This is a genomic window from Mangrovibacillus sp. Mu-81, from assembly GCF_036867415.1.
Taxonomy (GTDB): domain Bacteria; phylum Bacillota; class Bacilli; order Bacillales; family Bacillaceae_B; genus Rossellomorea.
This window is the reverse complement of the sequence record NZ_JBAJHU010000002.1, coordinates 377,528-401,081: the sequence shown is the minus strand read 5'-3', so window position 1 is coordinate 401,081 and position 23,554 is coordinate 377,528. Positions and strand designations below refer to the sequence as shown.

Here is a 23,554-nt window from a genome sequence, read left to right as displayed (position 1 = left end):
CTGTCCCCGCGTCCCGCTACTTAGTTTAAACAGCTTTGGTAACTAGTGATACGATTCCTCTTGATACGAGTTCTGTTTGAGTTTGGTCATCTGCCGGACGGTAGCCTTTTTCGAGCAGTTCTTTAATGAAGATTTTATTATATACAAAAGAAAAAATGATTCCGGGAATCCACGCTCCGAACCCAAAGGTAAATGCTCCGACTATAGCAGCCGTGATGAACATGATTGCAGCCCACTTTAAATCTCCTCTTATAAGGGCAGGGAAAAAACCAAAAAAGAAAGTAGTCCAGCTAAAGCCAATTTTCACTTCTTTTGCTACACCTGCATCGTTACGCAATCTTGCTTTCATTATGTTTCACCTCCTTTGGTCTTAGTACCTTTTGATTATACTATTACTTTAGTAAAAATTTGAAGTCTTGACAAAAAATATATAATTGTTTTTAGAGAAATGATGACGAGATTGGCCTGATTACTATTAATACGCGATTTAGCTCTTCCATTAATTTAGCCGTTTGATACCGGCTCCTTTATTCATTTGACTATCCCATAAAAAAAGAACTCTCCTATCTACATACTGAAAAACTTTCATTGGTTAAAAAGTTGTAGTTTTATAGTCCTTATCAGTTTCTGACCAAACTATCCACTCTCGCAGAAAGCTTCTATCCTAATAGGAAGAGAAGAATTTTATTAATGCTCAAATTCTTATATGGCCCGCAGTTCAGCTTTGGGAATAAGGTACCTTGCATATTAAGTTAAGCCAAAGTACCTGTCCTCCCGGCTGATTGTTACTATATTCATATTATTAATAGATAAACGGCGAAATCAGGTCCAAAGTTGGCAAAACAAAATTCCAGCCGTTCAATGCGAAGAATACACCCTCCATATAAATGCTATATATTTATCATATATGTTTATCTCTTTGAAAGATCAAATAGGGGGTGATGCTTTGAAAAGAAAATGGTTTGTTTTCTGATAGGGGCTGCTCTGCTGGCTGGGTGTTCAATCGAGATTGACCGAGGAGGAGGAGAAATATACGGTCAAGAAAGCGGCTGATAAAGGGGACGTAATCGTGGATGAAGAGGGCAAAGTGGGAAATCTCGATAAGCTGCTGCATTTTATTGAAGAGGTACAAGAAAGTAAGCAGTCTCAAGTGACATTATCCAACTTTTTCAACCTGCAGGTAAGTTTGAATGAATTGAAGTATGTGATGGGGAAACATTATCCTATTCGTTAAAGAATGGGTCAGGAGAAGAAACTGTGAATACCACTTGTGGCAGCATCGAGGAAAGAAGTGGTTCCATCTCTTTACAGGGTTGTGCTGGAGATACCGAGGTCATCGGTCTGGTGCAGGTTTCCGAATATCAAATTAATAAAACCAAAGCTTCGATGAACGACTAGTGGCATCCGATCAAAGGATGCTTTTTTTATTTGCACAAGATAACTTTATGAGATGAATGGAGGGGATATCCATTATTTTAAGAGAGATAAGAGGGAAATGAGGTTGGAATAATAGTGTTTTAGTCTGAATAAAACCCGAACTAATCTGAACTATAGTTCAAGTAAGTTCGGGTTTATTTATTAGCTTTGTTCAAATCATCATTTAGTATATAGTTTGTTGCAGCGGTTAATTTGAGTGTAAGACGAAGACTCCTGCGGGAAAAGTAGCTTATTAGAAAAGCGGAAGGGCTTTGCTCAGAGGCTGGTGGCATAAGTCGAATCGACCTGGAAGGTGCTCTTTGCCTTCTTGGTCGGTTTGGCTTATTACATGTGCCTCTAGGCCCTGCAGCTAGACAAGTGAGACCAGTGCAGCTTGCCGAGGAGACTCACGGGCTACCCGCGGAAAGCGAAGTCTTGCACGGAAATTATTAGTGGTATTAGGGTCATCACTGATAATGTTCGCCTTTAGGCAGTTTTTTTTGTCCCAACCTCTATGTCCAGATCTGAAGAAGATGTTCCATCTTTTTTTCGATAAAATCTACATATTTCTTGTCTTGCAGGAGTTCAAACATATGAAAAGCACGTTTGAAGAATGGAAGGGCTTCTTCATAATTATGAAGGAGCTCATAGTTATAGCCGATTTGATAGTTCGATTCTCCAAGACCCCACAGCAGTTCTTCTTCAATGCACCAATTGATGGCTTTATGGCAATAAGCGATAGACTCCTCATATTTGCCTTGGCGTGTTAGTACTCTGGATATATTATAAAATAACCTGGTTTTGATAGATTTATCATGTAGTTGCTCAGCCGTTTTCAAGGCAGTCTCAACCAGGTTGTAATGATGGAGGGCTTCAGGGTGCCGATTTAATGAAAAAAGAATAGCACCTTTACTAGAAAGGATTTGCATCTCTCTTTCTGTCATCGCCTTTTTCTGATTGGCAGTCAGGTAATAAGCTTCATCTAAAAGTGAAAATGCATCGTCTTCATTATTTAATACTTCAAAAGCATATATTCCTTTATGCCAATAAAGAAGTTGCAGATGCTGTATGTCTTTATAGAAGAGAGGATTCTTTTCCTCGGCTTTCACCAGTTCTATTATTTCTTCGTATCTGCGGTTGATTCTGTGAAATTTTAACTGTTTTTCCACTTCCATAATATAATCAAGTCGAGGTGTGGTGCCTATTTCAAAGAAGTAGTTTACATCAACACCAAGCTTGACGGAGATTTGGTACAATGCCATGGCACTTGGATAAATATCCCCTTTTTCAATCCTGCTGATCAACGCCTGTGTACAAACTCCCTCGGCCAGTTCACCTTGCGTGAGCCCCACAACCTTCCTCAACTCTCTTATCTTTTTTCCAATTGCAGAATAATCCATATTCCCGCCCCCCTTTTCAAACATCCATATTTAACAAGTTTAACAGAAATAATCGATTTAAGTTGTGTATGACAGGGGATAGAGACAGTGTGCATGAGAAATTAGGGAAGAGGGGTATCCATTACTATGATTGAAGAATTTGTGAATTGAAGTTGACTTTTTTGAAAGGAATTGATAGATTAATATAGGTCTTGTCTAACGGATGATATTCTATCATTCTTTATTGGGAGGATTAGCTCAGCTGGGAGAGCATCTGCCTTACAAGCAGAGGGTCGGCGGTTCGATCCCGTCATCCTCCACCATGGATTTCTTACGAAGCGACAGCGCAGTAAAAATATCCTTCCTTAACCTTGCGAAGCGACAGCGGAGCATCACTAAGCAAAAGTTTAGCTAGCCTTAGAATAGGTAATTAAAAATTCGGGTGCTCAACTTTACCAGCAGCCAATCAAACGGAGGAATACCCAAGTCCGGCTGAAGTGATCGGTCTTGAAAACCGACAGGGGTGTTAAAGCCCGCGGGGGTTCGAATCCCTCTTCCTCCGCCATATTTCATTCTCTCGTGGAGGGGTAGCGAAGTGGCTAAACGCGGCGGACTGTAAATCCGCTCCTTCGGGTTCGGCAGTTCGAATCTGCCCCCCTCCATTTAGCTTGTTTCACGGAGCGCAAGCGGAGTGAAAATAAGCTTCCTTAACCTTTGGCAGCGAAAGCGGAGCAATACGCTCAAAGCGAAGAGTATTTATTAATCTATTTTATAGGGGCATAGTTTAACGGTAGAACGAAGGTCTCCAAAACCTTTGGTGTGGGTTCGATTCCTACTGCCCCTGCCAAAATTGCTTCAACTACGGTCCGGGTATAGTTTAATGGTAAAACTCAGCCTTCCAAGCTGATGTCGTGGGTTTGATTCCCATCACTCGATCCAATAATGATTAAAGGGTCCATTCTAGTAGTTCCTCACCTTTTTTGGAGGAAGTAGAAGAATGGACCTTTTTAGTTTATTTAGGGACAGTGGGTCAGGTCCTGTGTCCTGGGACGGAGGGACAGGTCCACTGTCCCATTTAAATCCATATCCCTGAATTCTTTCATCCTATCCCACTCTCAATCACAAAAAATTTTCCCCGGATTCAACAACCCATCCGGATCCAGAAGCTCTTTAAACGACTTCATCACCTCTACCGCTTCACCATGCTCCAACCTCTGATACTTCATCTTCCCAAGACCGACGCCATGCTCTCCGGTACAGGTTCCACCAGCTTCAATTGCCTTTAGGATGAGCTGTTCATTGATCGTCTCCGATGTCAATTTCTCTTCAGGGATGTTTGGGTCATATACGATGATGGTATGGAAGTTGCCGTCTCCAACATGGCCGAAGACACTTCCAGGCAGCCCGCTTGCTTCAATCTTTGCGCGGGCAAAGTCAACCATGTCGGCAAGCTTTGACAGGGGGACGCATACATCGGATCCCATTACTTCCTTTCCTTTCAGGTGACGGAAGGCGTATGCAAGTTCGTGCCTTGCTTTCCATATCTCGGCACGATCGATGGATCCGCTTGCCCGCTCCCAGTTCCTGCAGCCCATATCCTGCATCAGTTCCTCGACAAATGCGGCATCTTCTTCAGCGGAAGTCCGTGTGCCTGAGAATTCAAAGAATAACGAATGCTGTTCCGGGAAGTGGTAGTCCCCATAAGCATTGACCTGCTTGATGCTGGGGGCATCAACGAGTTCCATCCGAACCACTGGGATGCCGCTCGTGAGCACGGCTTGTGCTGCGGCGGCACACTGTTTTGGTGTATCGAACGTACAGCGTGCCGCAATCGTGTGTTCCGGGATGCCATGAAGTTTCAAGGTAATTTCGGTGATGATGCCTAACGTTCCTTCCGAACCGGTGAACAGGCCGTTTAGATGATATCCGCTGGATGATTTTTTTGCGGTGCTGCCGGTTTTGATGATCCTGCCGTCCGCCAGCACGACTTCAAGGTTCAGTACCTGATCGCGCATGGACCCGTAGCGAACGGCGGTCGTTCCGCTGGCATTTGTCGCAGTCATGCCGCCAATCGTGGCGTCAGCTCCTGGATCGATGGGGAAATAGAGTCCCTGCCGGTTGATTTCCCGGTTCAACTCAAGGCGTGTGATACCGGGCTGGACTGTAACGGATAAGTCTTCAGGGTTAAAGGAGATGATCTGTTTCATCCGGTCAAAATTCATGGAAATGCCCCTTGAAACGGGAATGGCCTGGCCGTCAAGCCCCGACCCTGCTCCATAAGGGGTGATAGGAAGCTTATTCGCCCTTGCAAAGTTCACGATGTCTTTGACCATTTGTGTCGATTCCGGGTACACCACCGTTTCCGGCTGTACGGGATCGTGAAACGATTCATCCCTGCTGTGCCGGAAAAGATCCCCTTCGCTTATACTGACGCGTTCAGCCCCTATCAAATCTTGCAGGTTCTCGATCCATTCAGTGCTCATCCAGCTACTACCTCCATTTTTAAAATATTCTAAATTTTATATTTACAAATAGATTAGCATAAATTATCATACATGTATACGGTATACCGCCTTGAATCATGAATAGAAACCCACCAAGAATATCATTTCATCCCATTGAACACGAAGAAATCTCCAATTCACAATGTACCCTTCTTATTGAATAACCGCTGCATTCAAAACACATTCTATTAAACTCCAAGAATAAACATACATAGCTTTTAGTCTTATGAACTACTGGACTTTCATTCAATTGAAAACAGAAAAAGTGGTGCCTGGCACATGTACAAAAAAGGAGGGAACAAATTGCATAGGGTGATCAAAAAAGAATCGCTGGCTGAACAGGCTTTTAACCTGATCAAGAAAGAGATCATATCAGGAAAGCTGGCACCGGCAGAGGAGCTTCCTGAAAAAAAGCTTGCGCAGGAACTCGGTATCAGCCGCACGCCTGTCCGGGAGGCGCTGAGAAGGCTTGCTGTAGAAGGGCTGGTCGTATTATCTGATCAAAAGATCGCTACTGTTGCCTCATTTACAGAAGAGGATGCGATGCATTTCATGGAAATCCGGAAACTGTTAGAAGTGTACAATCTTGAAGCAGTTTCACCTTTAAAGAATGAAGTGTTTGAGAAGATAAAAGAAAACATGGATGCTCAATTGAAAGCGATTACTGCTGGTCGCTATGAAGAATTCATCGATCTCGACCGGGAGTTCCATTTGTTACTGGCCGGTGAAAACCCCAATCCCAGGCTTAGGGCTTTAATCCAATCGGTCAATACCGGGGTGAACAGGGCGTTCCTGGTTCTGTCGAATACATTGCAAGTAAGTGCCATGGAAGCATATGGGGAGCACAAACGCATTGTGGATGCACTGGAAGTTGGAATGATTGAAGAGGCCAAGAGAGAGATGGCTGACCATATGAAAAACATCGCAAGCCGGATTAAAGGCTATTACTTGAAGGAGGTAGAGGAATGAAAAAATATTTGATTTTATTGTTAATGGCAGTGGTGGTGATGGCTGCATGCGGACGTCCAAGCAGTTCATCAGGGAGTGAAGGCGGAGACGAAAAAACATACACGATCCGCATTGCCCACCTTGTACCTGAAGAACAGTCCTCACATGTTGCCGCCGAGACTTTTAAAGAAAAGCTTGAAAAAGAATCGGATGGGCGTATCAAAGTGGAACTGTATCCGAACGGACAGCTGTATGGTTCTGACCGTGAGGCGATCGAGGCGGTTCAATTAGGGAATATCGAAATGACGATTCCAGCTGTAGCGCCGCTTGCTTCTTTCAATGAAAAGTTCATGGTGTTCGATCTTCCATTCCTTTTCAACAACAATGAAGCGGCTTATAAAGCGCTTGATGGGGAACTTGGTCAGGAGCTCATGAAGGATCTCGAAGAAAATAACATTAAGGGACTTGTCTTTGGCGAAAATGGTTTCCGTCATATGTCGAATAACAAAGGGCCGATTGAAAGTCCCGAAGACATAGAGGGGCAGAAGTTCAGAACGCTTGAAAACCCGCTTCACACGGATACATTCAAAGCATTTGGCGCGAATGCTTCCCCATTTGCCTTCGGTGAACTGTACACGGCTCTTCAGCAAGGTACATACGATGCAATGGAATGTCCGGTTTCGCTTTATTATACGAATAAATTTTATGAAGTACAGGATTATTTATCAATGACAGGTCATGTGTATGCTGCTACGGCGCTGTTGATGAACAATGATTTTTATAATGAACTGCCTGAAGATCTGCAGAAGCTTATAACTGAAGCTTCCGAGGAGTACAGGGAAGAGCAGCGCGGACTGGCTCAGAAGCAGGACGTGGAGTTCTTGGAGAAGCTGAAGGAAAGCGGTATGAAAGTAAATGAATTAACGGATGAACAGCGGGACAAATTTCGTGACGCAGCATCTTCCGTATACGACAAATACGTAGATCGCATTGGTCAGGATTTAGTGGACAAAGCATTGGAAGCGAACAACTAATCATCCGCATGAAACAAGGGATCAGGGTAAACCTTGATTCCTTGCTTTTTTCAGAAAGGAGCTTCTTAGATGAAAAAGAAATTCGATGTTATGGAAGAGACGATTCTTGTTTTGACGCTGGCATTGATGGTGGCTCTCATTTTCGGCCAGGTTGTGGGGCGCTATGTGTTCGCTTCTGCACCGAGCTGGACAGAAGAGATGGCCCGTTATATACATATATTCCAGGTATGGATCGGGGCAAGCTACGCCGTAAAAAAGAGGCAGCATATCCGGATTGAGAGTTTTGTGGAGTTATTTAAAGGCACTTCAAGGAAGGTGATTGAAACAGTCTCCCTGATCATTTGGTTTCTGCTTGCCCTGTTCCTTGCCGTCTTTGGGACACAACTCGTTCTGGCGAGTCTTCAAAATGGACAGGTTACCCCGGCCATGCAGCTGCCGATGTGGATTCCTTTCCTGGCCATCCCGATAGGAGGAGCGGGAATGGCGCTCCGGCTGCTGCAGCAAATGTTGACCATCTGGCGCAGTAATGATGATCCTCCTTCAGGGGAGGTGGGGGCATGACAGTCGCGCTGTTATTTGGTACACTCGCTGTTTGTTTGCTGATCGGGGTACCGATTGCGATTTCTTTGGGGGTATCGGCGCTTGTGGCAATTTACTTCGGGTCCACTTTGCCTCTTGATATCATCACCCAAAAAGCCTTTACGTCACTCGATTCTTTCCCGCTGCTCGCGATACCTTTCTTTATGCTCGCCGGGATTCTGATGGGGAAGGGCGGCGTTTCACAACGACTCTTGAATCTTGCCACCGCGATGGTTGGCTGGATGACAGGAGGGCTTTCGATGGTCACGATCGTGGCTTGTATGTTTTTTGCGGCGATTTCGGGGTCCGGTCCTGCAACCGTGGCTGCAATCGGCGGGTTTATGATTCCTGCCATGATGGCCCGTAAATATGAAGGCGGCTTTGCATCGGCAGTGGCGGCTTCTGCAGGCTCAATCGGGGTCATCATCCCGCCGAGTATCCCATTTGTGTTATACGGGGTTATCGGAAGCGTATCAGTCGGCAGCATGTTCCTCGCAGGTATTATCCCGGGGATCCTGATCGGGGGAGGGCTGATGTTCACAGCCTATATCATTTCACGAAAGCGGGGCTATAAGCCGGAGGCGGCAATGCCTTTTCGTTTTAAAGATGTGTTGAAAGCAGCCAATGATGCAAAGTGGGCATTATTGATTCCGGGCATCATTTTAGGCGGGATATATGGAGGCGTCTTCTCCCCGACTGAAGCAGCTGTAGTGGCTGTTGTCTATTCACTGATTGTAGGATTGTTCGTTTATAAGGAGCTGACGTGGAAATCCGTATTTGAAAGTTTCCGGGAAGCGGTCGTGATCAACGCCACTACGATGATTATCATCGGTCTCTCTGTTTCGTTTGCCTATTTTATGACGTTGGAGCAGATTCCGAATGATATCTCAGCCTTCTTGACTGACTTATCCACAAATCCGATTATTATTTTACTGGCGATCAATATTCTGCTATTGATTGTCGGGATGTTTATCGATACCATCTCTGCCCTGGTCGTGTTAACGCCGATCCTGCTGCCGATTGTGACGGCTGTAGGAGTGGATCCGATTCATTTTGGCGTTATTCTGGTGGCGAACCTGGCAATCGGCTTTATCACACCTCCCCTCGGCGTCAATCTCTTTGTCGCATCGAGTGTGGGCGGCGTCAGGTTTGAGAAAATTGCGTGGGCGATTGTTCCATTCCTGATCTCGATGTTCATCTGTCTTCTTGTTATTACATTTTTCCCGCCTCTGACCCTTTGGTTACCGGGATTAATGAAATAGAGCAGAGTATGTCGTTATCAATAAACGCAGCAGTACAAGGGTCGGGTCATTCTGATATACGGCAATTATTATCTATACCTGGATGCCATTTATTTACTGGAAAGATGACTGATTCAGCAGTTTCTTTGAAAAAGGAGGTTTTATCATGAGGCATTGGGGGACACCTGATAGATTGCGATCCCTGCTTTGTGAACTGGTCAGCTGGCACAGCCGGACGCTGACAGAGGGGGAGATTGAATTCCCGCAAAAAGTGTATGAGAAGATGGGGGATGTTCCTTATTTCCGTGCTAATCCAACTCATCTTCACCTCGGGGATGCCGATTATGGACGGCGCTTTTTAACTGCTCTCTACAAGCACAAGAAAGCTGAAAAGACCATTGTCCTGATCAGTCATTTTGACACGGTGAGTACGGAGGAGTATGGGGAGCTTGAAGTCCTTGCCTTTAACCCGGAACTGTTGACCAGGGAGCTCGCGAACTACATTGATGAACTCCATCCGGATGCACAGAATGATTTGAAATCAGGGAACTACTTGTGGGGGAGAGGGACGATGGACATGAAGGCAGGATTGGCCATTCACATGGCGGTCATTGAAAAAGCTGCCGATGAAGGCTGGCCGGTCAACCTTGTCCTTGTGACTGTACCGGATGAAGAAATCAATTCATCCGGGATGAGGGCGGCTGTGGTTCACTTGAATGAACTGAAGGAAGTGCATGGCTTCGACTACACATTGTTCTTGAACGGAGAACCGGTTTTTTCTCAAAATCCGACTGATACGTCTTATAATGTGTATTCAGGTACCATCGGGAAGATCATGCCCTCTGCTCTGTTCTATGGAAGGGAAACGCATGTCGGGGAGCCGCTTAGCGGGATGACCTCTCCGTTCATCGCTTCATTCCTTACAAGGAAGATGGAATGGAATCCATTGTTTAAGGAGATCGACTTTGGTGAAACTACCCCGCTGCCCGTGACCTTGCAGCAGGATGATTTAAGACTCAACTATTCCGCGCAGACGCCGTTTGGAACCGCTGCTTTATACAATGTTTTCACCATGAAAAAAACCGCCGCAGATGTAATGAATGAATTCGAGCAAGTCGCCATGTCTGCAGCGGCTGAGTGCAATCAATGGTACAGGGAGTTATGTGAAAGGGAAGGAATTCCATCGGTCGGTGAAGTCGGGGTGCTTCGGTATTCAGAGCTGGTAGCCTATGCGGAAAAGAAGCTCGGCAGGGACTATATTGAAGCCCTTAAGCATGATATCGGCGGCCATGAAGGAGACGACAGGGAAAAGTCTTTCAAAATTGCCGACACACTCATGATCAATTGTCAGGAGCTCGCCCCTGCGATGGTCATCATGTTCACGCCGCCCTATTACCCGCCCGTGAATACGTCCGGGGACCCGTTGGTGGAAGCGTGTGTCGAAGCTGTAGTAAAGTCTGCGAAGAAGCACTATAATCTCCCGGTCGAACAGATCCATTACTTCAACGGCATCTCTGACTTGAGCTATGTCAACTACAAAGACGAAAACAAAGGCTGGTCCGTCTATGAAAAAAATACTCCGGTATGGAATACAACCTACACCATCCCATTCGCGGAAATGCACAAACTTAAAGGCCCTGTCCTCAACGTAGGCCCATTCGGAAAAGATGCCCACAAACGTACCGAACGCCTTCATATTGAGAGTGCCTTTGTGAAAACGCCTGTTTTTGTGGAAGAAGTGATAAGGACTGTGATGGGGAGTGGGACGTAGGGACAGGTCCGTTGTCCCATTTTCCTTGATTCGCAGGGCGGACGCAGGGGACAGGTACTGTGTCCCATTCGAAGATGGTTGAGAGATTTTCAGCGATTGGTCATACGAGCTGATCGGTTTTGCTATAGACTGGGTACAGAGCAACGGTTGTGGTGAAGAGAGCATAGAGAAGTCAGGGTGACTCATGTTGTTCCCTGGCTGTTTTTTTGTCATAAAGTTCCCGTTGCACCTTCCTAAAAGGTTTGTCATATTGTGCAAAAATCATTAGTATAAGCTTATGAAGAAGTAATATGGACGGGAGGATATATAGATGGTGATTGGAGCAATAGAAGCAGGCGGCACGAAGTTTGTTTGCGGTCTCGGGAATGAAGACGGTGTAATCTCCGAAAGGATTTCCATCCCGACTACGACGCCGGAGGAAACGATGGCAGAGGTAGTGTCATTTTTTAAAGATAAGGGGATCGAGGCTTTAGGAGTCGGATCGTTTGGACCGGTTGATCTCGAACAGTTGAGTGCTACATACGGTTTTATCACAAGTACACCGAAACCCCATTGGGCTCAGTTTGACCTCGTTGGCGAGTTAAAAAAGTATTTTGATGTGCCGATCGGATTCGATACGGATGTGAACGCGGCGGCTCTTGGAGAGAGCTTGTGGGGAGCAGCTGCGGGGCTTGACAGCTGCCTGTACATGACGGTCGGGACAGGGATCGGTGTCGGTGCACTGGTTGAAGGAAAGCTGATTCATGGGCTGACGCATCCGGAAATGGGCCATATTATGGTGAGGCGGCATGGTGATGACACCTATGCGGGCCGTTGTCCTTATCACGGAGATTGTCTTGAAGGACTGGCTGCAGGTCCTGCCATTGAAGAACGTTGGGGAAAGAAAGGTATTGAATTAAAGGAATCCCCTGAAGTCTGGGAAATGGAAGCACATTATCTGGCGCAGGCGATTGCAAATTACATTCTCATTTTATCCCCCAAGAAAGTGATCGTTGGCGGCGGGGTCATGAAGCAGGATCAGCTGTTTCCACTAGTGAGAGGGAAAGTGAAAGAGATTCTAGGAGGGTATGTTCAGAGTGGACAGATCCTTGAGGATATTGATGAGTATATCGTTCCGCCTGGATTGGGTGATAATGCCGGATTGGCGGGGGCGTTGGGATTGGTGAAATCACTTTAGAGCTGGACATGAGAACAGGTCCCTTGACCCATTTATGTAGAAGCAAGTTTTAACAGCAAGTTCTCACCCCCTCTTTTAAAAAAGGTATCAAAATAGTAAAATCATCAGTAATCTATTTTTATGTCCCATTTTACTGGGAAGATTCAGGAGGCACATATGAACCAACCACTATTTCTACAACCCGTATTCCAGGAACGAATCTGGGGAGGTACGGCGTTAAAGGATCAATTCAATTATGAAATTCCATCAGATCAAACAGGGGAATGCTGGGCGATTTCGGGTCATCCGAACGGACAGAGCACCGTTGTGAACGGAGAGTTTGCCGGGAAGACGATCGGTGAACTCTGGAATGAGCACCGTGAATTATTCGGAGGGCACACGTCACCGGTATTTCCTTTACTGACGAAAATTCTGGACGCGAACGCAGATTTGTCTGTGCAGGTGCATCCCGATGATACATATGCAAATGAGCATGAAAAAGGCGAGCTTGGAAAGACCGAATGCTGGTACATCATTGATTGTAATGACGATGCGGAAATGATTTTCGGTCATACAGCCGGGACGAAGGAAGAGTTTGTCTCGATGATTGAGAAGGGCGAGTGGAATGATCTGCTCCGCCGGATTCCGGTGAAGCCTGGAGATTTCTTCTACGTGCCGAGCGGGACAATTCACGCTTTGTGCAAAGGTACCCTCGTGCTGGAGACGCAGCAGAGCTCGGATACGACATACCGCGTGTATGATTATGACCGCCGGGATGCGGAAGGAAATACGCGTGAGCTTCATATCGGGAAGTCGATTGAAGTGACGACGATTCCGCATCGTAATGCGGATGTGCAGCCTGTAGTGGAAAAGCGTGACGGGGTTGGAGTGACAAAGTTTGTGGAGGCTGAGTACTTCACCGTTTATAAATGGCAGGTTGATGGACACGCTTCATTCGTTCAGGATCAGCTTTTCCAGTTGGCGAGTGTTCTGGATGGAGCTGGGACGCTGAAGGTTCATGGGGAAGAGTATGCTTTGAAGAAGGGTGATCATTTTATTTTGCCTGCTGATATCGAGACTTTTGAGTTGGAGGGGCAAGTCGAACTGATTGTTTCTCATGTTTGAGATTTGTTGTTGAGAAAATAGGATTAAAAGAGCAAAGCATCCTGAATTGGGAACTTTGCTCTTTTTGCGTTTTGTGAAATTTAAACAAACGTTTGATTAGATGGCTGGAGCATTGATGGGAAAGGATTTTGTGGGGTTAAACAAACGTTTGATTAAGTTTAGTGGGGCGGAAAAGATCGTTTAAGGAAATGGCGCGTTCGGGGCTAGAGTGGGCGGTGTACCTGTATCAGTGTCCCGCTTAGAGGTTATAGAGAAAATTCGACAAGTTGCGCAATTTTGGTGAGACCTGCTCAATTACTTCAGAAGTGGAGTAATTATTCTGAAAAAGCACAATTATTGAGAAACCGGCTCAATCACGAATATATATTCCTCTCTTCAGACGGATTTACACATTAGATTATTTAATCCACCCAACGGAAGGGTTTTAAAAAGAGGCTCTTTTCAAGTAAATAGGTCATATACCTGTGGGTAGGGACAGTATCAGTCAAGAACCACCACTTTACAACACAAATGATTGCAAGAAGGTAAAGACATGACAAAAAACGAATTAGTAATGAAAGTGGAAAATTCCTGGCTAGGTAAAAGGGTCAATGACATGCGCCCGACAAAGAGAACTGTTTATTGAGTTGGAGCCCTATCAGTTTATGTGGGTTAAATAGCGGGACGAGGGGACAGGTTCAGTGTCCCGCCCCAATCACATGGAGGGAGGGGGACAGTGTACCTGTCCCCCTGTCCCGATTTAGGAGTGTGGAGAGGATGAAATTTTTGGTTGCTTCAGATTCCTTTAAGGATTCGCTTTCTGCTTATGAAGTGGGGGAAGCGGCGAGGCAGGGGATTCTTTCGGCGGTACCGGATGCCGGGGTCGAGAATTCTCCGATGGCAGACGGCGGGGAAGGGACGATCGATGCGCTGCTGGCATGCATGGAAGGGAAGGAAAAAGAGGTTGTCGTACACGATCCGCTAATGAACCGGATAACAGCCAGCTATGTGGTGCTTGAAGAGGATTCGGTATTTATCGAAAGTGCCCGCAGCAGCGGACTTCCGCTCGTTCCTTTTGAATACCGCGATCCGATGAAAACCAATACCTATGGGCTCGGGGAACAGATTCGGGATGCCGTTCAGAGCGGTTACCGCAATATCGTCATTTCTCTTGGGGGAAGTGCGACGAATGACGGCGGCGTCGGGATGCTGCAGGCGCTTGGGTGGAAGTTTCATGACCGGGATGGAGATCTGGTTGGAAACGAAGAGAATCCAATGCTGAAGGTGGCTTCTTTTTCAGATGATGACCGGCTTCCCGGACTCGGGCAATGCACGTTTACTATAGCCAGTGATGTCACGAATCCGTTCTATGGATTGCAGGGGGCCGCACATATTTTCGGAAAGCAAAAAGGTGCAACAGATCGAGATATTATTCAACTGGACAAGAGTCTTGCAGACCTCGCTGAATTATTTGAAAAAGCCTATGGAATCAATCTGCAGCAGGTTGCAGGGGCCGGAGCTGCCGGGGGACTTGGCGGAGGAATTGCCGCCGGACTGAAGGGTGTTATACAATCCGGGGTAGAAACTATCGCGAAGCTCACAAACTTAGAAGAAAAAGTTGCGGAAGCAGATGTTATTTTTACCGGAGAAGGCAGTCTGGATAAGCAATCTCTTATGGGAAAGGTCCCGGTCGGGGTGGCCAAGCTTGCAAAAAAGCACGGCAAGAAAGTGATCGGGATTGCCGGCCGTGTTGATACGGATCTGAGAGAAGTGAATCAATATCTGGATGCGGTATTCTCCATCCAGACCGAGTGCCGGTCGCTTGAGGAGGCTCTTTCGAAAGAGGTTTCGAGTGAACAGGTCCGGGTGACAGTGGAGCAGGTTGTGAGGTTGATAAAATAAATAAGGGGACAGGTACAGCGGCTTTTTCACCCACTGTACCTGTCCCCTTGTTTTTTTAAAGCAAACTCCTGCAACTCAATTCGTGTCTATGATAACTGCCATTCAGCTTCCCGTCACTAAATACGTTAATGCCTGTCGACTCTACATCAGGAAACACTCTGGATGTAAAAACAACTGCCCCATCATTGATGAAGATTTCGGCAATGCTTCGGTCAACAAAGATTTGTATATTGACGGTCTCGCCGATTGTAAGTTTTGAACTTCTCTCAAATCCATGTTCTCCCCCAAACTTCTCTTTGAAGTTTTCTCGGTTCAAGGTGACGGCTTGCGCAGAACGGTTGAACTCAAGCACCAGGCTTTCTGTTTCGGAAGCGAAGAGTTCAATGCCGAATGTCCCGGCTTCTATTGATTGTAAGGAGATTTCCAGTTCATATTGTACGGAACCCGGACTCCATTCTTTGCTTCCATCCTCCAGTCTCAGTTCCGCTGATTCCGAATGCTTCCTGAGCTTTTTCAACTCCCGCGCAGGCTTTTGAATTATCCTGCCGTTTACGATGTCAAGCTCACGCGGGGTGGTCAGGCAGTGCGCCCAATCTTCTTTGTCGGAAGGGTAGTCGATCTCACCCATGCCGGCCCAGCCAAACAGGAGGCGCTCACCGTTTTTTCCTTCAAAGGTTTGAGGGGCATAGAAATCGAAGCCTTTATCCAGTTCATGATGACTGCTGACTTTGAACGTGAGATGCTCAATATCGAGTTCCCCAAGGACATACATGACGTTATACAGGTTTTGGTATGCGTGTTCTTCCGCTTCTAAACCCTGAGGGGAGACAACGAGCACATCCTGGCCGTTCAGTTCAAAGTAGTCCGGGCATTCGAGCATGTAACAGGAATCCGGTAAATCCAGCTCCAAATCCAGTTCCCCTTTGAACGTCCAGTTCCGCGCATCGTTTGATTCGTAAACAATGATCGCACCGGTCAGATTGGAACGCTGGGCACCGAGTAGCATATAATAGCGGTCATCCTTTTTAAACACTTTCGGATCACGGACATGCCCTGTATAGCCTACGGGAACTCCCTTGATAATCGGATTCGTCTCATGTTTGCGAATATCCCCATTCTTGTCCATGATGGCCAGGCATTGATTCGCAGATCGTTCTTCCGCATTGTATTTAATATTTCCGGTGTAATACAGGTAGAGTTCCCCTTCGATTTCCAGGGAGGCACCGGAGTAGGCACCGTGTGAGTCATACTCTTCAACAGGGACGATCGCTGTGGGAAGTCTCTCCCAATTAACCAGGTCAGCAGATTTCACGTGCGCCCAGTGCTTCATCCCGTGAATGGCACCGAACGGATACCACTGATAAAACACGTGAAACTCCCCGTTGAAGTACGCCAGGCCGTTCGGGTCGTTCATCAGTCCGTAGCCGGGATGGATATGATAACCGGGCTTCCATGCGGAATTGGCCGATTTTTCCTTCAGCAGCTCGAGTTCATTTTCCTTTGCGTCGTGGATGGTACGGTATTTCGGTTCGGTGTATCTTGTCAAAATCATCATTCCTTTCTTTCTGAAAAAATAAAAGCAGGCAAGTGCCCCCACTTTCCTGCTTCTATCGACTTTTATTAAATCATGCTTCTTTCTTATCCGAGTATCCGAACATCCATGTCAAAATAAATGCGACTACAATTGCGACGATGTTGATCAGGATATATTGAAGGATCTGCCCGTTCAGGTAGAGAAGCGTACCCGGTATGACGGTGATGGCCATTCCCGTCGCTTTCAATCCCATGATGGAAGCAAGAAATCCTCCGGCAGCTCCGCCGATTAGGGCCATGATGAATGGCTTTCCGTAGCGCAGGTTCACCCCGAAAATGGCTGGTTCAGTGATGCCGAGGAACGCTGACAGGGAAGAAGGAAGTGCCAATGCTTTCAGTTTCTTTGATTTTGTTTTTAGTCCAACTGCCAGTGCGGCGCCGCCCTGTGCTGCAATCGAGCAGGTGATGATGGCGTTGTACGGGTTATTTCCGTATTTCGCCAGAAGTTGAATCTCGAGCATGTTAAAGATGTGATGGATCCCGGTGACGACGATGATCTGGTTGAGTCCCCCAATCAGGAGTCCGCTGATGCCGAACGGCCATTCAAGGACTGCGATCGTGCCGTCCAAAATCACGTTTTCAAGGCTGTGGAAGATTGGTCCGATCACGAATAATGCCAGCGTGATCATGATCAGCAATGTCAGGAACGGCGTCACAATTAAATCCAGTGCTTCCGGTGTCCGTTTTCGGATTTGTTTTTCCAATTTTGCCCCGAGGATACCTGCGATAAAGGCAGGGAGAACGGATCCTTGGTAGCCTACAACAGGGATGAACCCGAAGAACTCAAGCGGCTGAACATCCCCGCCTGCGACTCCCCATGCGTTCGGCAGGGAGGGGCTGACAAGCATCAACCCGAGGACCATCCCGACGATCGGTGTTCCGCCGAATACCCTGAAGGTCGACCAGGCGACAAGGGCAGGCAAGAAGATGAAGGCTGTATCAGTCAAGATTTGCGTGAATAAAATGAAGTTCTGTGACACATCGTCCGGTGTCATCCCAAAGAATGCGAGTATTTGCTCCTGCATGACAAGTCCGCGCAATCCCATGAAAAGTCCGGTTGCCACGAGCACTGGAATGATCGGCACGAAGACATCTCCGAATGTACGGATTGCCCGTTGAAATGCGTTTCCGCTTTTCACAGCTTCCTTTGACTGTTCGGCTTTCGTCGATCCAGAAATCCCCAGATTCCTCACTTCTTCGTAGATGCGGTTGACGGTACCGGTTCCGAGTATGATTTGATATTGGCCGGAGTTGAAAAATGCGCCTTTTACTTTATCCGTATTTTCTACTTCTTCCTGATCTATTTTTTCTTTGTCTTTCACCATGATTCGTAAGCGGGTGGCGCAATGAGCGACTGAAAGGATGTTTTCTTCACCGCCGACACCGGCCAGGATATCTTCTGCGATTTTTCTGTTCTCTGACATTGTTTCTCCTCCTTTTGCATATATGTGTAATCGATTACATACCGATTGAAAATAAAAGTATAAGCAGGTAGATGCCTATACTAATTTAAGATTTTACTAGAACATTCCTTGTTGCTGTGTAATCGATAACACATGCGTCATACTGTTATGAAATCGATTACACAAAATTATACACTATCTTTTTTCACTAGTCCATAGTCTAAAACGATTTTGCCTTTTGGTATGTTTTTCTGATTGATCAGGGATAGGATCAGGTTTGCCGCTTCCTGTCCGGCGTTGTTGTATTGAAAGTCGATGGTGGTCAGGGATGGTGTTACATATTGGGAAAGTTCGGACGCACCGACTCCTGCCAATGCCATGTCTTCGGGGATCCGTAATCCTGCTTCCTTGATGTAGTTCATGGCCCCGATGGCCAGGCGGTCTGTAACGGCAAACACCGCAGTGGGTCGCTGATCTGATTTTTCCATGATATTCTTCATGGCGTGATAGCCTGATTCCACATCGAAAACGGCGGTTTGAATCCAGTGATCCTCTATTGGCAGGTCATGTTCCTTCATTGCAGCAAGATACCCTTTTTTCCGAAGCATCCCAACGGCCCGGTCCGATTCACTGACCCCGATGAAAGCTACCTTCACATGTCCTTTTTCAATCAAATAATCTATCATCTCCTGGGCTGCGCTCGTTTCCTTGAAGACAACGGATGGTGTATCCGGCATATCCTGGCCAACGACCACGAACGGGATATTCAGTTTCTGGATTTCCGCTAGTAAAAGGTCATTCGTATTCGTCGCCGAAAGGACGATCCCTTCCACATCCCTGCTTTTCAGGAGCTTAAGGAACTCGATTTCCTTGCCGGCATTTAAATTCGTATTCGCCAGCAAAAGCTGATAACCCTCCGCAGCAAGCACCCGGTCCAGCCCATTCACCATCCGGCTCGTCGTCTCGGACCCGAGCTTCGGAAGGATGACGCCGATCACCTTCGTCTTCTTCGTCCGCAGCGATTTCGCATTCTCACTCGGAACATACCCTGTTTCTTCTATTACTTTAAGGATCCTGTCCCTGGCTTCTTCACTTACATACCCGGAATCATTCAGCATCCGTGAAACCGTCGCGCTTGAAACGTTCGCCCTCTTGGCCACTTCTTTGATTGTAATCAAGCCATGTCCTCCTTGTTGTTACTGATGTGTTTATTTTACCCAATGGGTGTGGCGGGGACAAGGGGTCGGGTCCGTTGTCCCGTTTTAAATGTTCTGCTCCATTGAACTTTCACCGACCTATTTTACTTTTCTATATGAGAAAAGTATCATAAGGTAGAAATCTTAATGCCTGCCTCATAATAAAGAAGGTGTAACAATGAATGAGAGACAACAGGAAATTATTCGCATTCTGTTAAGTCAGTCCAATCGGTTCATGCTTGTTATGGATTTGACTGATAAATTGGAGTGCTCTGAAAAAACGGTGCGAAATGATTTAAAGGTGATAGAGTCATATCTGGAGGGATACCCATCAGCCGTTTTGATACGGAAACCAGGTCTGGGTATTTGTATTGAGATTGATGAAAATGATAAAGCGGCGATGTATAAAGAACTCCAAACCATTAGTGGTTCAAAGGGAAGCACGCTTGAAGATGAGGAGAGGCTGATTCGGATTGCTTATCATCTTCTGATGAGTACGAAGTCTGTTACTGTTCAGGATTTGATGGACAGTCATTATGCCAGTAAATCTGTTATTAAAAAAGATACAGACCAAATTGAAACATGGTTAAGCCGTTTCAATTTAACATTGGAGTCTAAACAGAAAGTCGGTTTGATTTTAGAAGGAACGGAAAAGAATAAGCGGCTGGCACTGTCACGCTTATCTGAGCTGGTCCGGAGACCTGAAGACACCAGTATGTTTTTAAAGAAACAATTTCCTTTTCATGAGGTGAATAGGGTCATATTTGAGCTGAGAGAAATGCAAAGGAACCATACCATGGCTTTTACCGATGATTCCTTTGACAGAATCGTGATTCACACCCTCATGATGGTGAAGAGAACAAAGCTTCACCAGTTCATTTCGCTGTCGGACGCTGATATTTCATTTATGAAAAAGCAAAAAGAATTTAATTGGACAGGGGAATTGCTTGATAAGCTGGAGCGGTTCTTTTCGATTCGTTTTCCCGATGAAGAACGGGCGTATTTGACGCTGCACGTCATTGGAGGGAAACTTTTGCACAGGGATCGTGATGATCTGGGAGGTACAGATGAACTTCTGTCGATGATGACAAGTGAACTGGTGAGAAATCTTTCCGAGTCGAACGGGGTTAAGTTTAAGGAAGATACTGAATTACTGAACGGACTGCGCGTTCATCTGTATTCGACGCTCAACCGTTTGAAGCACGGCCTCCCGGTATCGAACGTAATGCTTCAGGAAATAAAGAACATGTATCCTTATATGTTTGATCAGATCTTGTTTGCATTGGAAGAAATCAATCAAACTTCTCCAGTCGTGATTCCTGAAGAGGAGGCTGCCTATTTAACGCTTCATTTCCAGGCATCCCTGGAGCGGCTCAAGAATCAGCATTGGGCGGTGAAGAAGGCAGTCGTTGTGTGCCACATGGGGATCGGGATGTCTCAATTGCTGAGAACAAAGATTGAACGTAAATTTCACACCCTGCAAGTGATAGACTGCATCGCCCATTCGGAATTACCGGCATTTATCGGGGAGCATGAGATAGACTTCATCATCAGCACCGTTCCTCTCGAAGGTGTGAAGAAACCGCATATTGTGGTGTCTCCCTTGTTGGAAAAAGGTGATGAAGATCGGCTTGAACAATGGGTCAAGCAGATTAACAGCCCTGAAGTGCGAAGCGGAAAATCGGTTCTATTAAGGTATACGAATCCTTTTCTGGTGTTTCTTCATCTCGATGAAACAAATAAATATGATATCATCAAGAAGCTGTCAGTCGAGCTGCACAAAAAAGGCTATGTCGAAAAAGAGTACATGGAAAGCTCGATGATCCGCGAACGGATGGCTGCGACAACGGTCGGTGCGGGAATTGCGATACCTCATGGAAACCCAAGGTTCATCAGGCAGTCCGTGATGGCTGCTGCGACCCTAAAAGAGCCTGTGGAATGGGGTGAAGAGAAAGTTTCTCTCGTCTTTATGCTGGCTGTCAAAGATGATAAACAAGAAAATGTGAAACAGTTGTTCAGGGAAATTTCCATGTTAAGTGAAGACCCCGATCGGATCCAATCTCTTCTAAGGGAAACGGAACGTATGCAATTTTTAACTTCTTTACAAGGGAATTGAAGCAAGGTGAAGGTGCCTTGCTTTTTAATTTTGCCTTTTTACCGGAAGCTCCGGTAAAAGAAAGGACTTTATGTGCTGCAGCAAAGGTGTACAGTAAATGTAAGCGATTACGAAATAGATTGGAGAGTTAGAGATGAAACTACTAGCCATCACATCATGTCCTAATGGAATCGCCCACACCTATATGGCTGCTGAGAATTTGGAAAAGGCAGCGAAAGAGCTGGGCATCCAACTAAAAGTAGAAACACAGGGCTCGATAGGAGTCGAAAACGAATTTTCAATGAAGGATATCGAAGAAGCAGACGGCATCATCATTGCTGCCGATAAAACGGTCAACAAAGATCGTTTCCATGGTAAGAAAGTATTAGCGGCAGGCGTGCAGGACGGCATCCGCAAGCCTGAACAGCTCATCAAAAAAGTCATGAGCGGAGATGTGCCGGTCCATCATGCAGCCTCTGGTGAAGAGAAGAAGGCGAATGACAGGAAGGAAAATCCGATTTACCGTCATTTAATGAACGGTGTATCGTATATGATTCCGTTCATCGTGATCGGCGGATTATTGATTGCCGTTGCATTGACTATGGGCGGTGTGAAAACGCCGGGCGGATTGTCCATACCTGATGATTCATTCTGGAAAAGCATCGAAGCAATCGGAGGAGCTTCGTTTACCTTCATGGTACCGATCCTTGCCGGATTCATAGCGTACAGCATCGCCGACAGACCTGGTCTGGCTCCCGGTGTGGTCGGTGGTTACATCGCAGCGAATGGAAGCTTCTATGGAAGTGAAGCTGGCGCAGGTTTCATTGGCGGAATCATCGCCGGTTTCCTGGCAGGTTATGTTGCCCTTTATATTAAGAAAATCAAAGTTCCTAAAGCGATCCAGCCCATCATGCCGATCATCATCATACCGGTTCTGTCATCCCTGATTGTCGGACTGGCATTTGTTTTCCTGATCGGTGCTCCTGTAGCCGGGATTTTCACGGTGCTGACGGATTGGCTTGCAGGTATGCAGGGGACAAGCTCTATTTTACTGGCATTGATCCTCGGAGCAATGATTTCATTCGATATGGGAGGACCGGTCAATAAGGTTGCCTTTTTATTCGGCTCAGCGATGATCGCAGAGGGAAACTATGAAATCATGGGGCCGATCGCCGTTGCCATCTGTATCCCGCCGATCGGGATGGGACTTGCGACATTCATGGGGAAAAAGAAATTCCAATCTGCTGAAAGAGAAACAGGAAAAGCTTCGTTTACGATGGGGTTATTCGGCATCACAGAAGGTGCGATCCCGTTTGCAGCCCAAGATCCACTGCGTGTCATTCCAAGTATTATGGTCGGATCGATGACGGGTTCAGTCATTGCCATGCTTGGGCATGTAGGAGACAGGGTGGCTCATGGAGGACCGATTGTTGCTGTTCTTGGCGCAGTTGATCATGTGGTGATGTTCTTTATCGCTGTCATTGCAGGTTCGATTGTTACGGCAGTAGTCGTGAACCTGTTGAAGAAGGAAGTTCACGAAGAAGTTGCCGGAAGTGTTGTGACAGAAGAAGAGGTTAAATCAAAGTCTGAGAAAGCACCAGAAGAAATGCCGCAGTCAAAGGCGGAACTCAGCGAAATCAACCAATTGACAGACATCACGAATCTTAATCTTATTAATGTGGATTTAGATGGATCCACACGCGACGATGTGATCGACGAAATGATCTATTTGTTAAAGCAATCAGGAAGTATCACATCTTCGGGGTCCTTCAAAGAAGCCATCATCAGCCGGGAAGAAGAGAGCACGACTGGAATCGGCATGAACATCGCGATTCCTCACGGTAAATCGGATGCAGTGAAACAACCAAGCGTGGTTTTCGGCATCAAGAAGGATGGAGTCGATTGGAACAGTCTGGACGGCTCTGATGCGAAGTTGATCTTCATGATTGCCGTTCCGAAAGAAAGCGAAGGCAATGAACACCTCAAGATTCTTCAGCTGCTGTCCCGTCAGTTGATGGATGAAGAGTATCGAGAGAAGTTGTTGAATGTGCAGAGCAGGGAGGAAGCTTTGGGGTTATTGGAAGAGATTAAATAAATTGAAAGCCCGTCCCTCGATGAGGGACGGGCTTTTGAATGGGTGGGACCCGGGGACATGTACAGTGTACCATGTGATGGTTTGAAGTATAGATCAATGGGACAAGGGACCTGTCTCCGCGTCCCAATGTCATGGTTC

The 23,554-nt window shown here is 46.4% G+C and carries 18 protein-coding genes and 5 tRNA genes; 17 read left to right on the top strand and 6 right to left on the bottom strand.

Annotation, left to right across the window (positions count from 1 at the left end):
• Positions 1 to 25 precede the first annotated feature (25 nt).
• Entirely contained in the window at positions 26 to 349 is a 324-nt protein-coding gene (locus tag V6B33_RS05610) for a DUF2628 domain-containing protein (RefSeq protein ID WP_334216761.1), read from the bottom strand.
• 660 nt (positions 350 to 1,009) lie between these two features.
• Between V6B33_RS05610 and V6B33_RS05605 the strand changes: the two genes are divergently transcribed.
• Positions 1,010 to 1,234, top strand: a complete 225-nt coding sequence (locus V6B33_RS05605; protein WP_334216760.1) for a hypothetical protein — start codon at positions 1,010 to 1,012, stop codon at positions 1,232 to 1,234.
• 23 nt (positions 1,235 to 1,257) lie between these two features.
• Positions 1,258 to 1,398, top strand: coding sequence for a hypothetical protein (locus tag V6B33_RS05600; RefSeq protein WP_334216759.1), 141 nt, complete (start codon positions 1,258 to 1,260; stop codon positions 1,396 to 1,398).
• Positions 1,399 to 1,928: 530 nt separating this feature from the next.
• Here the strand turns inward: V6B33_RS05600 and V6B33_RS05595 are convergent.
• Complete coding sequence (locus V6B33_RS05595) at positions 1,929 to 2,816, bottom strand: helix-turn-helix domain-containing protein (RefSeq protein ID WP_334216758.1); 888 nt, start codon at positions 2,814 to 2,816, stop codon at positions 1,929 to 1,931.
• Between the two features lie 226 nt (positions 2,817 to 3,042).
• On the opposite strand from V6B33_RS05595, the gene V6B33_RS05590 reads away from it, so the two are divergent.
• The 5 genes from V6B33_RS05590 to V6B33_RS05570 all read left to right on the top strand — a co-directional run bounded on the left by V6B33_RS05590 (position 3,043) and on the right by V6B33_RS05570 (position 3,734).
• Positions 3,043 to 3,118, top strand: a tRNA-Val gene (locus V6B33_RS05590).
• 149 nt (positions 3,119 to 3,267) lie between these two features.
• A tRNA-Ser gene (locus V6B33_RS05585) sits at positions 3,268 to 3,360 on the top strand.
• Between the two features lie 16 nt (positions 3,361 to 3,376).
• Positions 3,377 to 3,457 (top strand) — tRNA-Tyr (locus V6B33_RS05580).
• A 111-nt stretch (positions 3,458 to 3,568) separates the two neighbouring features.
• Positions 3,569 to 3,642: transfer RNA gene (locus V6B33_RS05575), tRNA-Trp, on the top strand.
• Between the two features lie 19 nt (positions 3,643 to 3,661).
• A tRNA-Gly gene (locus tag V6B33_RS05570) sits at positions 3,662 to 3,734 on the top strand.
• 176 nt (positions 3,735 to 3,910) lie between these two features.
• Here the strand turns inward: V6B33_RS05570 and V6B33_RS05565 are convergent.
• Positions 3,911 to 5,278 (bottom strand): FAD-binding oxidoreductase, encoded by a 1,368-nt coding sequence (locus V6B33_RS05565; RefSeq protein WP_334216757.1) that lies wholly within the window; start codon positions 5,276 to 5,278, stop codon positions 3,911 to 3,913.
• 333 nt (positions 5,279 to 5,611) lie between these two features.
• Here V6B33_RS05565 and V6B33_RS05560 point away from each other — a divergent pair, with 333 nt between their 5' ends.
• The 8 genes from V6B33_RS05560 to V6B33_RS05525 all read left to right on the top strand — a co-directional run bounded on the left by V6B33_RS05560 (position 5,612) and on the right by V6B33_RS05525 (position 15,034).
• The gene (locus tag V6B33_RS05560; protein ID WP_334217064.1) at positions 5,612 to 6,268 is read left to right on the top strand and encodes a GntR family transcriptional regulator; all 657 of its coding nucleotides are present in this window, start codon (positions 5,612 to 5,614) and stop codon (positions 6,266 to 6,268) included.
• Positions 6,265 to 7,281 carry a TRAP transporter substrate-binding protein gene (locus V6B33_RS05555; protein ID WP_334216756.1) on the top strand — a complete coding sequence of 339 codons (1,017 nt, stop codon included), beginning with the start codon at positions 6,265 to 6,267 and terminating at the stop codon, positions 7,279 to 7,281. The genes V6B33_RS05560 and V6B33_RS05555 overlap by 4 nt, the downstream gene beginning before the upstream one ends.
• A 69-nt stretch (positions 7,282 to 7,350) precedes the next feature.
• On the top strand, positions 7,351 to 7,842 hold the full coding sequence (locus V6B33_RS05550) for a TRAP transporter small permease (RefSeq protein WP_334216755.1): 492 nt from the start codon (positions 7,351 to 7,353) through the stop codon (positions 7,840 to 7,842).
• Positions 7,839 to 9,122, top strand: a complete 1,284-nt coding sequence (locus V6B33_RS05545; RefSeq protein WP_334216754.1) for a TRAP transporter large permease — start codon at positions 7,839 to 7,841, stop codon at positions 9,120 to 9,122. The genes V6B33_RS05550 and V6B33_RS05545 overlap by 4 nt, the downstream gene beginning before the upstream one ends.
• 145 nt (positions 9,123 to 9,267) lie before the next feature.
• Entirely contained in the window at positions 9,268 to 10,872 is a 1,605-nt protein-coding gene (locus V6B33_RS05540; RefSeq protein ID WP_334216753.1) for a M20/M25/M40 family metallo-hydrolase, read from the top strand.
• A 310-nt stretch (positions 10,873 to 11,182) separates the two neighbouring features.
• Positions 11,183 to 12,049, top strand: a complete 867-nt coding sequence (locus V6B33_RS05535) for an ROK family protein (protein WP_334216752.1) — start codon at positions 11,183 to 11,185, stop codon at positions 12,047 to 12,049.
• Between the two features lie 156 nt (positions 12,050 to 12,205).
• Positions 12,206 to 13,153, top strand: coding sequence for a mannose-6-phosphate isomerase, class I (gene manA, locus V6B33_RS05530; protein WP_334216751.1), 948 nt, complete (start codon positions 12,206 to 12,208; stop codon positions 13,151 to 13,153).
• Between the two features lie 756 nt (positions 13,154 to 13,909).
• Positions 13,910 to 15,034 carry a glycerate kinase family protein gene (locus tag V6B33_RS05525; protein WP_334216750.1) on the top strand — a complete coding sequence of 375 codons (1,125 nt, stop codon included), beginning with the start codon at positions 13,910 to 13,912 and terminating at the stop codon, positions 15,032 to 15,034.
• Positions 15,035 to 15,089: 55 nt separating this feature from the next.
• On the opposite strand, the gene V6B33_RS05520 is transcribed toward V6B33_RS05525, so the two are convergent.
• The 3 genes from V6B33_RS05520 to V6B33_RS05510 all read right to left on the bottom strand — a co-directional run bounded on the left by V6B33_RS05520 (position 15,090) and on the right by V6B33_RS05510 (position 19,208).
• Positions 15,090 to 16,589, bottom strand: a complete 1,500-nt coding sequence (locus V6B33_RS05520) for a glycoside hydrolase family 32 protein (RefSeq protein WP_334216749.1) — start codon at positions 16,587 to 16,589, stop codon at positions 15,090 to 15,092.
• Between the two features lie 70 nt (positions 16,590 to 16,659).
• Positions 16,660 to 18,051 carry a sucrose-specific PTS transporter subunit IIBC gene (locus tag V6B33_RS05515; protein WP_334216748.1) on the bottom strand — a complete coding sequence of 464 codons (1,392 nt, stop codon included), beginning with the start codon at positions 18,049 to 18,051 and terminating at the stop codon, positions 16,660 to 16,662.
• Positions 18,052 to 18,218: 167 nt separating this feature from the next.
• Entirely contained in the window at positions 18,219 to 19,208 is a 990-nt protein-coding gene (locus V6B33_RS05510) for a LacI family DNA-binding transcriptional regulator (protein WP_334216747.1), read from the bottom strand.
• Positions 19,209 to 19,404: 196 nt separating this feature from the next.
• On the opposite strand from V6B33_RS05510, the gene V6B33_RS05505 reads away from it, so the two are divergent.
• Complete coding sequence (locus tag V6B33_RS05505) at positions 19,405 to 21,342, top strand: BglG family transcription antiterminator (protein WP_334216746.1); 1,938 nt, start codon at positions 19,405 to 19,407, stop codon at positions 21,340 to 21,342.
• 133 nt (positions 21,343 to 21,475) lie between these two features.
• Positions 21,476 to 23,416: a PTS fructose transporter subunit IIABC gene (locus V6B33_RS05500; RefSeq protein WP_334216745.1), complete on the top strand. Its 1,941-nt coding sequence runs from the start codon at positions 21,476 to 21,478 to the stop codon at positions 23,414 to 23,416.
• Positions 23,417 to 23,554 lie beyond the last annotated feature (138 nt).

What these genes read in the sequence shown, in the direction of transcription:
- V6B33_RS05550 (WP_334216755.1), top strand. Translation starts at nt 7,351, where the DNA reads ATGAAAAAGAAATTCGATGTTATGGAAGAGACGATTCTTGTTTTGACG.
- V6B33_RS05610 (WP_334216761.1), bottom strand. Translation starts at nt 349, where the DNA reads ATGAAAGCAAGATTGCGTAACGATGCAGGTGTAGCAAAAGAAGTGAAA.
- V6B33_RS05565 (WP_334216757.1), bottom strand. Translation starts at nt 5,278, where the DNA reads ATGAGCACTGAATGGATCGAGAACCTGCAAGATTTGATAGGGGCTGAA.
- V6B33_RS05520 (WP_334216749.1), bottom strand. Translation starts at nt 16,589, where the DNA reads ATGATGATTTTGACAAGATACACCGAACCGAAATACCGTACCATCCAC.
- manA (WP_334216751.1), top strand. Translation starts at nt 12,206, where the DNA reads ATGAACCAACCACTATTTCTACAACCCGTATTCCAGGAACGAATCTGG.
- V6B33_RS05515 (WP_334216748.1), bottom strand. Translation starts at nt 18,051, where the DNA reads ATGTCAGAGAACAGAAAAATCGCAGAAGATATCCTGGCCGGTGTCGGC.
- V6B33_RS05540 (WP_334216753.1), top strand. Translation starts at nt 9,268, where the DNA reads ATGAGGCATTGGGGGACACCTGATAGATTGCGATCCCTGCTTTGTGAA.
- V6B33_RS05545 (WP_334216754.1), top strand. Translation starts at nt 7,839, where the DNA reads ATGACAGTCGCGCTGTTATTTGGTACACTCGCTGTTTGTTTGCTGATC.
- V6B33_RS05595 (WP_334216758.1), bottom strand. Translation starts at nt 2,816, where the DNA reads ATGGATTATTCTGCAATTGGAAAAAAGATAAGAGAGTTGAGGAAGGTT.
- V6B33_RS05555 (WP_334216756.1), top strand. Translation starts at nt 6,265, where the DNA reads ATGAAAAAATATTTGATTTTATTGTTAATGGCAGTGGTGGTGATGGCT.
- V6B33_RS05535 (WP_334216752.1), top strand. Translation starts at nt 11,183, where the DNA reads ATGGTGATTGGAGCAATAGAAGCAGGCGGCACGAAGTTTGTTTGCGGT.
- V6B33_RS05525 (WP_334216750.1), top strand. Translation starts at nt 13,910, where the DNA reads ATGAAATTTTTGGTTGCTTCAGATTCCTTTAAGGATTCGCTTTCTGCT.
- V6B33_RS05500 (WP_334216745.1), top strand. Translation starts at nt 21,476, where the DNA reads ATGAAACTACTAGCCATCACATCATGTCCTAATGGAATCGCCCACACC.
- V6B33_RS05505 (WP_334216746.1), top strand. Translation starts at nt 19,405, where the DNA reads ATGAATGAGAGACAACAGGAAATTATTCGCATTCTGTTAAGTCAGTCC.